General features: G+C 35.5%; 11 protein-coding genes. 2 read left to right on the top strand and 9 right to left on the bottom strand.

What is annotated here, in order from left to right:
• The first annotated feature begins 28 nt into the window (after positions 1–28).
• Positions 29–1,276, top strand: a complete 1,248-nt coding sequence (locus NST49_RS08745; RefSeq protein ID WP_341048111.1) for a GTPase — start codon at positions 29–31, stop codon at positions 1,274–1,276.
• A 653-nt stretch (positions 1,277–1,929) separates the two neighbouring features.
• On the opposite strand, the gene NST49_RS08740 is transcribed toward NST49_RS08745, so the two are convergent.
• The 5 genes from NST49_RS08740 to parE all read right to left on the bottom strand — a co-directional run bounded on the left by NST49_RS08740 (position 1,930) and on the right by parE (position 10,757).
• Positions 1,930–2,859 (bottom strand): manganese-dependent inorganic pyrophosphatase, encoded by a 930-nt coding sequence (locus NST49_RS08740; protein WP_341048109.1) that lies wholly within the window; start codon positions 2,857–2,859, stop codon positions 1,930–1,932.
• A gap of 169 nt (positions 2,860–3,028) precedes the next feature.
• On the bottom strand, positions 3,029–3,790 hold the full coding sequence (gene pflA / locus NST49_RS08735; protein WP_341048108.1) for a pyruvate formate-lyase-activating protein: 762 nt from the start codon (positions 3,788–3,790) through the stop codon (positions 3,029–3,031).
• Between the two features lie 28 nt (positions 3,791–3,818).
• Positions 3,819–6,047: a formate C-acetyltransferase gene (gene pflB / locus NST49_RS08730; RefSeq protein WP_341048107.1), complete on the bottom strand. Its 2,229-nt coding sequence runs from the start codon at positions 6,045–6,047 to the stop codon at positions 3,819–3,821.
• A 266-nt stretch (positions 6,048–6,313) separates the two neighbouring features.
• Positions 6,314–8,767 (bottom strand): DNA topoisomerase IV subunit A, encoded by a 2,454-nt coding sequence (gene parC / locus NST49_RS08725; RefSeq protein ID WP_341048105.1) that lies wholly within the window; start codon positions 8,765–8,767, stop codon positions 6,314–6,316.
• Positions 8,757–10,757, bottom strand: a complete 2,001-nt coding sequence (parE, locus tag NST49_RS08720) for a DNA topoisomerase IV subunit B (protein WP_023178007.1) — start codon at positions 10,755–10,757, stop codon at positions 8,757–8,759. Before parE ends, parC begins: the two co-directional genes overlap by 11 nt.
• Positions 10,758–11,233: 476 nt before the next feature.
• Here parE and plsY point away from each other — a divergent pair, with 476 nt between their 5' ends.
• The gene (gene plsY / locus NST49_RS08715; protein WP_341048706.1) at positions 11,234–11,839 is read left to right on the top strand and encodes a glycerol-3-phosphate 1-O-acyltransferase PlsY; all 606 of its coding nucleotides are present in this window, start codon (positions 11,234–11,236) and stop codon (positions 11,837–11,839) included.
• Positions 11,840–11,917: 78 nt separating this feature from the next.
• On the opposite strand, the gene NST49_RS08710 is transcribed toward plsY, so the two are convergent.
• The 4 genes from NST49_RS08710 to hslV form a co-directional block, all read right to left on the bottom strand.
• Positions 11,918–12,793, bottom strand: coding sequence for an aldose 1-epimerase family protein (locus NST49_RS08710; protein ID WP_301426351.1), 876 nt, complete (start codon positions 12,791–12,793; stop codon positions 11,918–11,920).
• 99 nt (positions 12,794–12,892) lie between these two features.
• Positions 12,893–13,702, bottom strand: a complete 810-nt coding sequence (gene codY / locus NST49_RS08705; protein WP_023178010.1) for a GTP-sensing pleiotropic transcriptional regulator CodY — start codon at positions 13,700–13,702, stop codon at positions 12,893–12,895.
• A 20-nt stretch (positions 13,703–13,722) separates the two neighbouring features.
• A complete protein-coding gene (gene hslU, locus NST49_RS08700) occupies positions 13,723–15,144 on the bottom strand; it encodes an ATP-dependent protease ATPase subunit HslU (RefSeq protein WP_341048704.1) in 1,422 nt (473 codons plus the stop codon).
• Between the two features lie 15 nt (positions 15,145–15,159).
• Positions 15,160–15,699: an ATP-dependent protease subunit HslV gene (gene hslV, locus NST49_RS08695; RefSeq protein ID WP_023178012.1), complete on the bottom strand. Its 540-nt coding sequence runs from the start codon at positions 15,697–15,699 to the stop codon at positions 15,160–15,162.
• Positions 15,700–15,705 lie beyond the last annotated feature (6 nt).

Below are 15,705 nucleotides of genomic sequence, written 5' to 3'. Positions count from 1 at the left end.
AGTGTAAAGTCAAACTACGGAGGTTAAGATGAAAAATTTAGATAAGAACTTTAATATGGTACAAGACATCTTAAATAAAACAGAAGAAGAATTAAAAAAAATGAACCCAGTCAATATCATGGTAGTAGGAAAGACAGGGGTAGGTAAGAGTACCTTGATCAATAATTTATTTAGAGAAAATCTTGCCTTAACCGGTATCGGAAGACCGATTACGAAACACTTAAGGCGTATTTCTAAAGAAGGAGTCCCATTAGTGTTATATGATACTAGAGGACTGGAATTAAGTCTTGAAGTACAAAAAGAAATCAAAAGTGAGATTTTTGACACGATCAAAGAAAATAAAAAACTAGGTATTCAAGGAGAAATACACCTTGCTTACTACTGTATTAATGCAAATTCTTCACGAATAGAGCCAACAGAACTTGAACTCATAAGAGAATTGAGTGAAAAACTTCCAGTTGTGATCGTTTTGACTCAATCAATTGGTGAACCGGCAGCAACATTTAAAACGTATATTGAAAATCTTAATTTACCGATTTATGGTGTAGTATCTCTTATGGCTGAAAATTTCAAATTAACGGAAGAAATGTCGATTCCAGCGTTCGGATTAAAAGAATTACTTGAATTAAGTTTTGAAATCATACCTGAAGAAGCAAAAAAGGCTTTTAACAACGCCCAACAAGTAGATATTGCACGAAAAGCGAACTCTGCTCGTAGTTGGGCGACAAGATATATCGCTACTTCATTTGGAGTAGGATTTTTACCGATTCCTTTTTCTGACGCATCCGTTCTTGTACCCATGCAGGTAACGTTATTGGCTCATATTACGGCTATCTTTGGTATTTCAATGGACAAAGCCACTATTGCAAGTCTTGTAGCAGCAATAGGAGGGACTGGGGGAGCTACTTTTGCGGGAAGGTATATCGTTTCAAATGTGATAAAATTTATTCCTGGAGCAGGTACAGTTGTTGGAGGTCTCATTAGCGGTACAACAGCTTCAATCATCACAACGGCGCTTTCTATGAGCTATATTGAAGTGTTAGCAATCATAGCAGCCGGAGAAAAAGATGGAAAATATCCGGATTTAAAAAATATTGAACAGTTAATGAAAGCAAAATTTCAAGAACGTCTTAAAAAAGGCGCTAAAATCAACAAAAACCTTGATTTAACAACAGATTTACCTAAAGAAACAAATGAATTAAAAAAACAATCTAAAAAAGATCAACTTATGAGTAAATTCAAAAAGTTAACTCAACGAAAAAAATCAGATAAATAATGATAAATCGACTAATTTTAAACTCAAAACAAATTAGCTAAACATTGAACCGAAATAATTGTTTATTTCGGTTTTTTTACGAAATTTTTTAATTTGCAGAATTTTTATATCTGACGCTAAAATTAAATCAAAAAATACTTTTTACATTTCATTTAAACCAGTTTGAAAAAATAGTTTCTTAAAGAATGCATTCAGCAATAAAATCAACTGATTAAAATTTAAGTACAAGCGAAAAAAAGAATGAATATAAATAAAAAAATATAAACACACAAAACGAAGAAAAAGAATAAAGAAAAAGATAAAAATCAATATATCTAATAAAAAAGTAAGACCAATCTAAAAAGAGAGGAAATAGACAAAAATAGCTGTCTTTAATAAAAGTGTCTTTTTATCATTTTTCCTAGTTTACATAATATATATTATACAAAGTAGTTATAAAGTGTAGTTTTCCTGTTTCTTATCTTTTTACGTCGATTTTGGACACTTTTAAGCTCAGTTAGCATTTCTTTGGTGATTAACTATCTATTAAATGCTTTTAATAGAGTTTTGAATCTACTATTATTCAATTCGACTATTTTAATCGTGTTTATTTACTTAACTATAAAAAAACAACATTCGCAACTCTGTATTCGTTGTGAATGTTGTTTTGATTATTATTTTGTTAATGCTTCAGTTAATTGTGGTACAACTTGTTTCTTTCTAGAAACAACGCCTTTTAATAATGCACGGTTATTTTCTAAAGCTACATTAAAAGCTTCTTCTACTGCATTGATTGGATTTCCTAATGCTAGGATAACTGAATCGCTGTCTAAGATGTTTGTAACGATTAATACGAATAAATCATAATTTTTAGAATGATTTTCATTTAGCATCTCTTGTTCTAATTCAGCTTGTATAGAAAGTACATCATTTACGTCTACAACATTGATTTGTGCTACACGGACATTTTTATCTCCCATTGGAAAACTTTTAGCATCCATGTCTAATAATTCAGCAGCTGACTTATTGCTTAAATCAGTTCCAGCTTTTAACATTTCAAGACCATATGAATCAATATCAACATCAGCGATTGCAGCAAGTTCTTTTGCAATTGCAACGTCTTCATCGGTACAAGTTGGAGATTTAAATAATAACGTATCTGAAACGATTGCTGATAACATTAATCCTGCAATCTCTTTAGGTATTGCCACTTCTTTTTCTTTATATAATTTAGCTATGATCGTATTTGTACATCCTACAGGTTCTGCACGGTAATACAATGGATTAGCTGTTTCAAAGTTAGAAACACGATGGTGATCGACTACAGATAAAACTTCAACATCTGCAATGTCATTTACGCTTTGTTGAAATTCATTGTGATCCACTAGCATAACTTTATCTGTTTCGTTAGCTACTGTTTCTACTACACGTGGTGCAGGAACACTAAAGTGATCTAAAGCATATTGTGTTTCCTCTCCTACTTCTCCTAATGCAACAGCTTCAGCTTCAAATCCTAATTGATTTTGAAGGTAAGCGTACGAAATGGCAGATGTAATGGCATCTGTATCCGGATTTTTATGACCAAAAACTAATACTTTACTCATGACTGTTATCTCTCCTTTTAAAACTATAACTACTATAAAATTTTATCTCAAATGAGCTTGTTTAGCTAGTATTATGTTAGATTTCACAAAAAATTGAATAAAAAAAGAAGAAATAGCGCTTGAAAAGCATTTGTACCCTCTTTTCAGCTTATTTCTTCTTTAGTCTATATTAGTTTGTTTGATAATCTTTATAATCTTGTACCTTCAATAGCCGATTGGCGTTCTCTACACGTTCAAGAGTTGGCGGTTCAATATCCTTTAGTTTATACGGAATGTTCAAAGCTGCATATTTGTAAACACCAAGTTTATGATACGGTAATATTTCGACTTTGTAAACATTTCCTAGTGATTGAATAAAGTCACTTAATCGCATTAAATCATTATCATCATCAGAACGCTCTGGAACCAATACGTGTCGGATCCAAACAGGTTTATTGATTTTAGATAAATACATGGACATATTCAAAATGTTTTCATTGCCATGCATCGTTAATCGCTTATGTTTTTCATTATCAATGTGTTTGATATCAAATAACAGCAAGTCCGTATACTCCATCAGTTTCTCAAAGCGACTAAAAAAGGGCTCTTCATAAGTGAATGGTTGACCACACGTATCTAAAGTTGTGTGGACTCCCTCTTCTTTCGCCTTTTTAAAGTATTCAATCAAAAAGTCGATATGCAGTAAAGGTTCTCCTCCACTCACTGTAATGCCGCCTTTACTACCCCAGTAATCACGATAAGATAAAGCTTCAGCTAGCAATTCATCAGCAGTATAAGGTGTTCCGCCTCCCATGTTCCAGGTATCAGGGTTATGGCAAAATTCACAACGCATACGACACCCTTGCATGAATGTAACAAAACGAATACCTGGTCCATCTACTGATCCAAAACTTTCGGTTGAATGAACATATCCAATTGCTGGTGTAGTCATATTGACGGCTCCTTTATTTTTCATATTTCTACATACTTTCGTGCATTGTACGATTAATGACATCTAACTGTTGTTCACGTGTTAATTTGATAAAGTTAACGGCATAACCAGATACACGAATTGTCAATTGAGGATAGTTTTCAGGATGGTCCATTGCGTCAACCAATGTTTCTCGGTTAAAGACATTCACATTCAAATGATGTCCACCTTTTTTTGCGTACCCATCTAATAAGCTTGCTAAGTTTTCTTGTTGAATGTCATCTTCTTTACCTAATGCTTTAGGAATAATAGAAAATGTATTTGAAATACCATCCAATGAGTATTTGTAGGGTATTTTAGCTACTGAAGTTAAACTAGCTAATGCTCCGTGAGTGTCTCTGCCGTGCATTGGATTAGCCCCGGGTGCAAATGGCTCGCCAGAACGACGTCCATCAGGTGTATTCCCTGTTTTTTTACCATAAACAACATTAGAAGTAATCGTCAAAATAGATGTTGTATGAACTGCATTACGGTAAGCAGGATGTTTCTTAACTTTTGACATAAATGTCTTCAATAACCAAATCCCAATATCATCTGCACGATCGTCGTTATTACCATATTTAGGATAATCTCCTTCAATCGCATAATCAACTACTAATCCATCTTCATCACGAATTGTCTTTACTTTTGCATATTTGATAGCTGCTAATGAATCGATTGCTACTGAAAAACCTGCGATACCGGTTGCCATCGTTCTCATAATGTCACTATCATGTAGAGCCATTTCAATGCGTTCATATGAGTACTTATCATGCATAAAATGAATAATGTTTAACGTATTTAAATATAAGCCAGCAATCCATTCTAGCATAACATCATATTTTTCCATTACTTCATCATAATCCAAGTATTCAGAAGTAATTGGTTGATATTTTGGAGCAACTTGAGCCTTTGATTTTTCATCTACTCCACCATTAATTGCATATAAAAGAGCTTTAGCTACGTTAGCTCGTGCTCCGAAGAACTGCATTTGTTTTCCAATACGCATAGCAGATACACAACATGCGATTCCATAGTCGTCTCCCCATTCTAAACGCATGATATCGTCATTTTCATATTGGATAGCACTTGAAGCGATAGATGCTTTAGCGCAGAATTTTTTGAAGTTTTCTGGTAAACGTGTAGACCATAGTACAGTTAAGTTAGGTTCTGGAGCTGGGCCAAGATTAGATAAAGTGTGCAAGAAGCGGTAGCTGTTTTTCGTTACCATATGACGTCCATCGTCACCTACCCCGGCGATAGCTTCTGTTACCCAAGTTGGATCACCTGAAAATAGATCATTGTAATCAGGAGTACGTGCGAATTTTACTAAGCGCAGTTTCATAATAAAATGGTCTGTGATTTCTTGTGCCTCAACTTCAGTCAATAACCCTTTGGCTAGATCACGCTCGATATAGATATCTAAGAAAGTAGATGTGCGCCCTAAAGACATAGCAGCTCCATTCTGTTCTTTTACTGCTGCTAAATAACCTAGATACAACCATTGGAAAGCTTCTTGAGCTGTTTGGGCTGGTTGAGAAATATCGAAGCCGTAAATTCTGCCTAACTCATTTAATTCATTTAAAGCACGGATCTGTTCATTTAGCTCTTCACGATCACGTATAATTTCTTCACTCATCGTACCGTAACCTTTATTTGCTAGATCATTATTCTTTTCTTGGATCAAGCGATCTACACCATATAAAGCTACGCGTCTATAGTCACCTATGATACGTCCACGACCGTATGCATCTGGTAGACCTGTGATTACTCCGCTACGTCTTGCAGCTCTAATTTCAGGCGTATAAGCGTCAAAGACTCCTTGATTATGTGTTTTACGGTAGTCTCTAAAAATATGAGATACTTCTGGATCAATTTCATAACCATATGATTCAGCAGCTAGTTCACTCATTCGAATACCACCAAAAGGCTGTAGACCACGTTTAAATGGTTTATCAGTTTGGAATCCTGCGATACGTTCCAATTCTTTATTTAAATAACCGGCTTCATGTGAAGTGATAGAAGAGACTACTTTCGTATCCATATCTAATACGCCACCAGCTTCACGTTCCTTTGTGTTTAATTCCATAACTTGTTTCCATAGTTCTTTTGTTGCGTCTGTAGGTCCTTCTAGAAATTCATCTGTACCATCATAAGGTTTGTAATTTTGTTGAATAAAATCCCGCACATTGATTTCTTCTTGCCACATTTTCCCTTTAAAGCCCTTCCATTGTTCCATAAACTAAATTCCTCCTTTTATCATGTCAAGCAATCTAACAGTTTCTTCATGCTCATTATAACACTAACTTTGTATAAATCAATTGTTTTCCGTCTTTTAAAATGATGGTTTTTAGTTTAATCGCCTTTATTCAAATGATTTTATTCAAAGTTAATAAAAAGGATAAAAATAATGTTTGAACTATTTTTCACATAGTTAGTTGTGAATTTGTTAATTTTAATAAAAAGAACAAAAAAGTGCAACCCGTAAGTTGCACTTCTACTCATTTACTTGTTTTCATTAGATAATAAATCTTTTTTCACTTCAATTGGTGTCCCATCTTCAACTTCATCTACGATAAATGATCCATTTGAATAGCGATCACTTATTGAATAAGAAGCACTAGATAAAGGAATTTCTTTTCCTTTAGACGTTAGGATAGTATAGACATCTTCTTTAGAAGCTTCAAAAGCAAATGCTACACGATGAGGATTTTTCTTCAACTCTCTCAAAATGAGCAATCCTCTTTTAGCTCTTCCTAATGTTTCAAAATCACGAAGATTCATTTTTTTGATTGAACCGCGGTGAGTTAAGATCATTAATTCTGTTTTACCAGTTTCAATGTCAAGCAAGACTCCATTGACGACATAATCGCCTTCTTTAAGGTTAATTGATTTTACACCAGCAGCTTTTGAACCCACAACCGGGACCTCTTCTAAAGAATAGCGCAACCCAAACCCTCGATGAGTCACTAAAAATACGTCTTTCAATAAAGGATTTTCTGTATAAACAATATTTACTAATTCATCAGTAGCCGTTTTTAGCTTGATAGCAGAAAAAGATTTATTTTTATAATTGCGTCCAATGACATAATCTGAAACAGACGTTTGTTTAATATAGCCTTCTCTGGTGATAAATGTGAAGGTTGCATCCGGTGATTGCTTCTCAATGCCAAAGACTTTTATTACTTTTTCATCTGCTTCAAAAGCAATATTTTGAGATAAATGATCTCCCATATCTTTCCATCTCAAGTCAGACAATTCATGAACTGGACGATAGATAATATTTCCCTTGCTGGTAAACAACAATAAATGATTCAACGTATTTAGCTGTTGAATATAAATTGGGTAATCTCCTTCTTTGATGCCGATTTCATTAGGTTTAGATGCACTGTACGAACGTAAACTTGTTCGTTTGATGTAACCTTCTTTAGTAACAGATACAAAGACTTCTTCAGAAGCAATCAAGACTTCAGTATCGATCTTCAACTCTTCAATTTCATCTTGAATAATAGTTAGTCTGGGAGAAGCGTAGTTTTTCTTCACTTCAACTAACTCTTTTTTCATGACTTTATCAAGCTCTTTAGGGCTAGATAAGATTTTTTTGTAACTTGTAATATCCTTATCTAATGAAGCTGCTTCAAGCTCTAATGCCGTGATATCGGTATTTGTTAATCGATAAAGTTGCAAAGAAACAATAGCTTCTGCTTGGATTTCAGTGAAATCAAATTGTTCTACTAAATTCTCTTTTGCGTTTTTCTTATCTTTACTGCTTCGAATGGCATTGATTACTTGATCTAGAATAGATAAAGCTTTAATTAGACCAGAAACGATGTGTTGTCTGCTTTCAGCTTTTCGCAAATTGAATTTTGTTCTTCTGGTAATGACTTCTCTTTTATGCTCTAAGTAGGCTTCTAACATTCTAACGATACCGGATTGCTTAGGGCGTTTCTTATCAATAGCAACCATATTAAAATTATAAGCTACTTGTAAATCAGTATTTTTCAATAAATAATTTAAAATTCCTTGTGCATTTGCTTCTTTTTTTAACTCAATTACGATTTGAAGCCCATTACGGTCAGACTCATCACGTACTTCAGCAATTCCATCGATTTTTTTATTCAACCGAATTTCATCCATTTTGCGAACTAAAACAGCTTTATTTACTTCGTAAGGAATTTCATTGATCACGATTTGTTCTTTTCCGCCTCTAACTTCTTCAATTCTAGTCTTTGAGCGAACAATAATTTTTCCTCTTCCTGTTTCATAAGCTTTCTGAATGCCATCTACACCTTGTACAATAGCTCCAGTCGGAAAATCAGGACCTTTAATGTGTTTCATTAAATCAGTTACATCTGCAGATGGGTGATCAATTAAATGAACGGTTGCATCAATCACCTCTCCTAAATTATGAGGTGGGATATCTGTTGCGTAACCGGCTGATATCCCTGTAGCTCCATTAACCATTAGGTTAGGATAGCTAGCTGGGAATACTGTAGGTTCTTCATCAGTATCATCAAAGTTTAAAATGAAGTCAACCGTTTCTTTATCGATATCTCGCACAAGTTCAGCAGAAATCTTTGATAAACGAGCTTCGGTATACCGCATAGCTGCTGGAGGATCTCCATCCATGCTCCCATTGTTCCCGTGCATTTCAATCAAGACCTCACGTTGTTTCCAATCTTGACTTAATCGTACCATGGCCTCATAGACACTGGTGTCTCCATGAGGGTGGTAATTCCCAATCACATTACCGACTGTTTTTGCAGATTTTCTAAAGCCTTTATCTGCCGTGTTGCCTTCTACGTTCATCGCATATAAGATTCGGCGTTGAACTGGTTTTAAACCGTCACGAATGTCTGGTAAAGCTCGTTCTTGAATAATATATTTTGAATAGCGTCCAAAACGATCTCCCATTACTTCTTCCAGGGTTAATTCCTGAATATCCGCTCTATTCTCCATCTTCGACACTTCCTTCATCTACTGTTTCAATTTGATCCATAATTTGACTATTTTCTAAAATGCTGCCGCCTTCTTCAAACGTAAACTCTACGTGAGACTCGATCCATTTCCGTCTAGGTTCTACTTTATCGCCCATTAAGACAGACACACGTTTTTCAGCTTGAGCTGCATTATCTATTTTTACTCGGATCAATGTTCTGGTCTCTGGATTCATAGTTGTATCCCATAACTGATCAGCGTTCATTTCACCAAGACCTTTGTATCGTTGCAAGATATAATTTTTACCAAAATCCTTGGTGACTTGAACCAATTCATCATCTGTCCATGCATAAGCAATTTTTTCTTTTTTGCCAGTACCTTTTGATAGCTTATACAGTGGCGGCAATGCTAAGTAAACTTTACCTGCTTCAAAAAGAGGTTTCATGTAACGATAAAAGAACGTCAATAATAAGGTTTGAATATGAGCACCATCGGTATCCGCATCGGTCATGATGATGATCTTATCGTAATTGCAATCGGCAATATCAAATTCAGGTCCTACACCAGCACCGATCGTATAGATCATAGTACTGATTTCTTCATTTTTCATTACATCTTGTAATTTAGCTTTTTCAGTATTAATAACTTTCCCACGAAGAGGCAATATGGCTTGGAACTTACGGTCTCGGCCTTGTTTAGCAGAACCCCCCGCAGAATCTCCCTCCACTAAATAAAGTTCATTACGTTTGGCATTTTTACTTTGAGCTGGTGTTAATTTACCAGATAAAAGAGTGTCATTTTTTTTACGTTTTTTCCCGTTACGGCTTTCTTCACGTGCTTTTCGAGCAGCATCTCTGGCTTCACGTGCTTTAAGAGCTTTACGGATCAATTGTTGGCTTAAATCACCGTTTTCGACTAAATAAAAACTAAGTTGGTCACTTACAACGGTCTCTACCGCTGATCTTGCTTGAGGAGTTCCTAGTTTACTCTTCGTTTGGCCTTCAAATTGCAAAAGATTCTCTGGTATCCGAATTGAAATAACAGCTGCTAAACCTTCTCTAAAATCGGTACCTTCTAAATTTTTGTCTTTTTCTTTTAACAGGCTTACTTTACGTGCATATTCATTGAACGTTTTGGTAATGGCTGTTTTCATACCTGATTCATGAGTACCGCCGTCTTTTGTCCGTACGTTGTTAACAAACGATAAAATCGTTTCTGAATAACCATCATTGTATTGAAAAGCAAATTCAACTTCGATCTCATTGGTTTCGCCTTCAAAGTAAGCTACAGGGGTTAATAAATCTTTGTCTTCATTTAAATACCCGACAAATTCCTTAATCCCTTCTTCATAATAAAAAACTTCGGCTTGGTCATTTCGTTCATCTTTTAATTCGATGCGTAATCCTTTTAAAAGAAACGCAGATTCTCTTAAACGTTCTGCTAAGATATCATAAGACAAATTAGTCGTCGTAAAAATAGTCGCATCAGGTTTGAAGTGAACAATGGTTCCATTTTTTTCATTATTCGTTTTTATTTTCTTTAATGATCCTTTAGGTTTTCCACCCTCTACGAATTTTTGTTGGTAATGAACCCCTTCGCGGATGATTGTAACAGTAAGCCATTCAGAAAGAGCGTTAACGACACTGGCACCTACACCATGTAATCCACCGGAAGTCTTATAGCCACCTTGTCCAAACTTCCCACCAGCATGCAGTACTGTAAAAATAACTTGTACAGTAGGGATCCCAGATGAATGCATCCCAATCGGCATTCCGCGTCCGTTATCTTTCACACTAATGCTGTTGTCTTTATGCAAAGTCACACTGATCTCAGTTCCAAAGCCCGATAAAGCCTCATCGACTGAATTATCAACTATTTCATAGACTAAATGGTGTAATCCTCGTGCATCAGTGGATCCAATATACATACCCGGTCTTTTTCGTACCGCTTCTAATCCTTCTAAGACCTGGATCGACTCATCGTTGTAATCTTTATTTAATTCTTTTGGCATACTAAAACTCCTTAATGCATTAAAATAAAGTGATTCCTGCTTACCTATCCACCAAAACAATGCTCATTCTTGTTTGAATGGAACCAAAGGAGGTTCTTTCTTCATTCTAAAGTTTTTCTGATCTCTTTTATTAGTTTGCAATTATGAGTAAAGTCACAAATAGACTCATTGATTGCTTCAGTTTCATAAGCACCTGTTTAATCATACTCTATCTTTTAAGGAATAGAAAGCACTAAACAACAGATTTTTAACAAAAACCGAAAATATGTTCGCCTTAAAATAATAAGTTTTTCTTTTTTATTAAACTATTTATTTTTTTGAAATGCAAGTTTGTTAGAAAAATAATGTCCCTTTCCCCACCTGCTGGAGCGACAGATAAAACGCTTTTTTTCTAGCCTTCTATTACGATAAGTGTTAAAATGATGAATACGTTAGTGTATCTATGTATACTGCAAGTCAAGGAGAGAAGTTTGTTGATTAAAATCATAATTATGTTCATTATTGCTTATTTATTAGGTTCGATTCCTTCAGGTGTTTGGATAGGAACGAAATTTTATGGAAAAGATATTCGTCAATTTGGTAGCGGAAACTCTGGGACGACAAATACATTTAGAGTTTTAGGGAAAACTGCTGGAACCACCGTACTGTTAGCAGATGTATTAAAAGGTACACTGGCTGCAAGCTTGCCTTTGCTGTTCAATATACCCATTAATCCTATGATCATCGGTTTAGGCGCTATCCTTGGTCATACTTATCCTATTTTTGCTGGATTTAAGGGCGGGAAAGCTGTTGCCACTAGTGCTGGAGTACTATTAGCATATAACCCTGTATTCTTTGTTTACAGCGTCTGTATATTTATAGTCATTTTATTTTTATCTCGAATGGTAAGCTTTTCGAGTATGATCTCATTACCCATTATTACTCTTTCATCGTTGTTTATTGGAGATTGGATCTTAACGATCATTGCATTTCTATTAACGATTTTTATTATTTACAGACATAGAGAAAACATCAAACGAATCCGCAATGGTACAGAAAGCAAAGTTCCATTCGGATTAGGCTACAAAAAAGACAAAAAGTAACAATTCAAAACAAAAAACAAGAGGGTTTGAGACGATGATCTCAGGCCCTTTTGTTTTGTTTGCTTGTACTAGAAATATTTAAGTCAGTGAAATCGTGTAATGTGCAGCAAATGTTTCCATTCCCTTTAAGTGTTGAATCCCTAATTTTTCGCTTAACTCACCACTGGCATTTTGGGTATCTGCTATTCCGAACCATGGCTCGATACATACAAATGGTGCTTCTTTTTTAGGTGGTGACCAAATACCTGTATAGGGGAAGCCTTCAAAAGTTAACGCTACTGAACGAGCCGTTTTTTCAGAAGAAATCGAAAAAATATTTTTTCCTTTTGTTTCATAGATGAGTGCGTCATGATCAAATAACGGTCTTTTTAAATCGATTTCCGTATTGGTTTGACTCAGTGTCTTATTTTCTAGATCCAAATAAGAACCGATTAACGGAATCTTTTTACGTGTTTCTCTAGGTAAAAAAGTTAAATAATAATCTTCGAATGTTGTATCGCTTGTCATAGGCACGTTAAACCCTGGGTGTCCGCCAATTGAAAAATACATATCTTCTATTGGGTGAGTGTTGTAGACGCCGTAACTGACCTTAATATCGTTTTTATCCAACGTGTACGTAACGGTCAATTTAAAGTCAAATGGGTAACTCACTTTTGTTTCTGGAGTAGACGATAAAGTGAAACAAACAGATACATCTGTTTGTTCTTCAACTTGGAATACAAGGTCTCTAGCAAATCCATGTTGATTTAATGAATAGGTTTTTCCTTGATAGACATATTCATCATTTTTCAATCGACCAACAATGGGAAATAAAACAGGAGCTTTTCTGCCCCAAAAAGTTGGATCACCTTGCCATAAGTACTCTACTTCTTCGCTATTACTTTTAATGCTTTGCAACTCAGCACCTTTTTGGGAAATATGAACAGTTAATGCGTCATTTTTTAATGTAATCATTGTTAATAGCCTCCTAGTTTATTCAAATGCACGATGTGCTTAAAAAAATAATCCTTTAAGTATACAAACTAAAGGATTATTTCTATGACGAATGACGCATCAATAAATCGATTCTTTTTCTAGTACATCAATAAACTTTGTATTTTGTATTTTGATGTATGTTCCTTTCATGCCTAATGACCGTGATTCAATGATCCCGCCTGATTCTAACTTACGTAAAGCATTAACAATGACAGAACGAGTGATTCCCACTTTATCCGCTACATTGGAAGCAGTAATCCGACCTTCTGTACCGTCTAATTCTTCAAAAATAGCCTTTATCGCCTTTAGTTCACTATAAGACAACGTCTTGATCGCCATTTGAACAGTAGCCATACTTCGAGCTGATTCTGCGATCTGTGTAGACTTTTTATACAAGACTTCTATTCCAACAACAGTTGCGGCATGTTCGCCGAGTATGAGATCATTGTCATCGAATACTTGGTTCAAGCGTGCAAGCAACAAAGTCCCTAACCGTTCTCCTGCCACAAAAACAGGGATAACCGTAGTTAAGCCTTCTACAAACATATCTCTTGTTTCGATAGGAAAGACGGTATAATCGCTTTCGATGCCAATATTTGTTCTGGTCTCATAGATTTCTAGCATGCTGCGGGTATACTTCATAGGAAATTTTTCATCAATAAGCATTTGTTTAACACGCTCGTTATTGATTTCGTGTTTCTCATGGTAGCCTAAAAGTGTCCCAGCGTCGTCGATCAGATACGTGTTGGCATTAAGAATATCCCCTAACACGATTGCCATATCATTAAACGCTAATACTCCTTCGGGTGAAGACTCGGATTTTACTACGCCGCCTTTAGTTTGTAACAAATAATTAATTTTACGCATTTTTTGCAGTAAATCATTCATGTGAAGCCTCCATCGATCTTTTATAAAATGTAGCGACTTAAATCTTTGTCTGCTACAATGTGTTCAATTTTTTCATTTACATAGCTTTCTGTGATGGTGATTTCTCCCATTTGCATATCTGGAGCTTCAAACAATAAATCTTCTAATAATTTTTCTAAAATTGTATGCAAGCGTCTTGCCCCAATATTATCTGTTTCATGATTAACTCGATAAGCTATCTCTGCTAATCGTTCAATGGACTCATACGTAAAAGTGATAGTAACATTCTCAGTTCCCAACATGGCAATATACTGTTTTAACAACGCATTATTCGGTTCGGTTAAAATTTTGACAAAATCTTCTTTTGTTAAATCATCTAACTCTACACGAATCGGGAATCTTCCTTGTAATTCAGGAATCAAATCACTTGGTTTAGCGACATGAAAAGCACCGGAAGCAATAAACAAGATATGATCTGTTTGAATAGGACCGTATTTTGTAGCCACTTGAGAACCTTCTACAATCGGTAAAATGTCACGTTGAACACCTTCTCTAGAAACGGTTCCGCTATTTTCATTTTTAGACGTAATTTTATCAAATTCATCAATAAAAATGATTCCTGCGTTTTGAGCTAAATCAACAGCCATGGATTGAATATCTTCTGGATTGACTAATTTTGAAGATTCTTCTTGAATAAAGAGTTCAATCGCTTTTTTCACGGTAACGGTACGTTTGGTTTTTTGTTTTGGACGTAAAGCACCTAATGTTTCATTCAAGTCAATACCCATTTGTTCCAATCCGGCTCCCATAGGAGAATTCATTGGTTTCTTTTGACTTTCTACTTGAACAGTCAATTCTCTATCATCCAATAGACCATTACGAATTTGTTGTTTCATTTTTTCACGGTCGGTAGAAATAGTTTCGGTTACTTCTTCTTCCTCTTCTTCTGCTTGTGGGTTAACTTGGTTAGGATCAATACCCATATTTTTAAACATGCTTTCAAAAGGATTAGCACTAGTACTTTGTTTCTTTTCTTTTTTGATCCCTGGTATCAATAGTTTTACAATCCGTTCGATGGCGTTTCGTTCTGCTTGAGTGTAGACATTAGAGTATTGTTGTTTTTCTACGATTTGAATAGACGCTTCCACTAGATCACGAACCATAGATTCAACATCTCTTCCGATATACCCGACTTCTGTAAATTTAGTTGCTTCAACTTTTACAAAAGGTGCTTGAACGATCGTTGCTAAACGACGTGCAATTTCTGTTTTTCCTACACCCGTTGCTCCAATCATCAATAAGTTTTTAGGTGTGATTTCTTTTTGCATATCTTCATTTAGTTTTAGGCGTCTTTGACGATTGCGCAAAGCTACAGCAACCGATTTTTTAGCGGTTGCCTGTCCAATAATGAATTTATCTAGCTCGGCTACAATTTCTTTTGGAGTCATATTCTCTTTAGTCATCATTTCGTTCACTCCTTATAATTCTTCCACAATAATATTATGATTCGTGAAAACACAAATGTCAGCAGCTGTGTTTAAGCTCTCTTCAGCAATTTGGGCTGCTGTTAGGTCTTTACCGTGTTTTTTTAACGCTCTTCCAGCTGCAAGTGCAAAGTTTCCGCCTGAACCGATCGCAAGTATTCCATCGTCTGGCTGAATAACTTCACCGCCACCCGAAACCATTAACATTTCTTCTTTATTCATCACGATTAATAAAGCTTCCAATTTTTGCATTGCACGATCTGAACGCCACTCTTGAGCCAATTCTACTGCAGCGCGAGTGAGGTTCCCTTTATATTCATGTAATTTGCTTTCAAATTTTTCTTCTAACGTAAAGGCATCCGCTACACTACCAGCAAATCCAACAAGTACTTCATCATTGTAAATGCGGCGAACTTTGCGTGCCGTGCCTTTCATGATGACCTGTTCACCCATGGTTACTTGGCCATCTCCTGCCATTGCACTTTTTCCATTATGTTGAATCGCGAAAATAGTTGTTGCATGAAATTCTGTCATTATTTT

Source organism: Carnobacterium sp. FSL W8-0810, from assembly GCF_038007125.1.
GTDB lineage: Bacteria > Bacillota > Bacilli > Lactobacillales > Carnobacteriaceae > Carnobacterium_B > Carnobacterium_B inhibens.
The sequence above is the reverse complement of the archived record's forward strand: the minus strand, read 5'-3'. Positions and strand labels throughout refer to the sequence as shown.

What these genes read in the sequence shown, in the direction of transcription:
- NST49_RS08745 (WP_341048111.1), top strand. Translation starts at nt 29, where the DNA reads ATGAAAAATTTAGATAAGAACTTTAATATGGTACAAGACATCTTAAAT.
- NST49_RS08740 (WP_341048109.1), bottom strand. Translation starts at nt 2,859, where the DNA reads ATGAGTAAAGTATTAGTTTTTGGTCATAAAAATCCGGATACAGATGCC.
- pflA (WP_341048108.1), bottom strand. Translation starts at nt 3,790, where the DNA reads ATGACTACACCAGCAATTGGATATGTTCATTCAACCGAAAGTTTTGGA.
- pflB (WP_341048107.1), bottom strand. Translation starts at nt 6,047, where the DNA reads ATGGAACAATGGAAGGGCTTTAAAGGGAAAATGTGGCAAGAAGAAATC.
- parC (WP_341048105.1), bottom strand. Translation starts at nt 8,767, where the DNA reads ATGGAGAATAGAGCGGATATTCAGGAATTAACCCTGGAAGAAGTAATG.
- parE (WP_023178007.1), bottom strand. Translation starts at nt 10,757, where the DNA reads ATGCCAAAAGAATTAAATAAAGATTACAACGATGAGTCGATCCAGGTC.
- NST49_RS08710 (WP_301426351.1), bottom strand. Translation starts at nt 12,793, where the DNA reads ATGATTACATTAAAAAATGACGCATTAACTGTTCATATTTCCCAAAAA.
- codY (WP_023178010.1), bottom strand. Translation starts at nt 13,702, where the DNA reads ATGAATGATTTACTGCAAAAAATGCGTAAAATTAATTATTTGTTACAA.
- hslU (WP_341048704.1), bottom strand. Translation starts at nt 15,144, where the DNA reads ATGACTAAAGAGAATATGACTCCAAAAGAAATTGTAGCCGAGCTAGAT.
- hslV (WP_023178012.1), bottom strand. Translation starts at nt 15,699, where the DNA reads ATGACAGAATTTCATGCAACAACTATTTTCGCGATTCAACATAATGGA.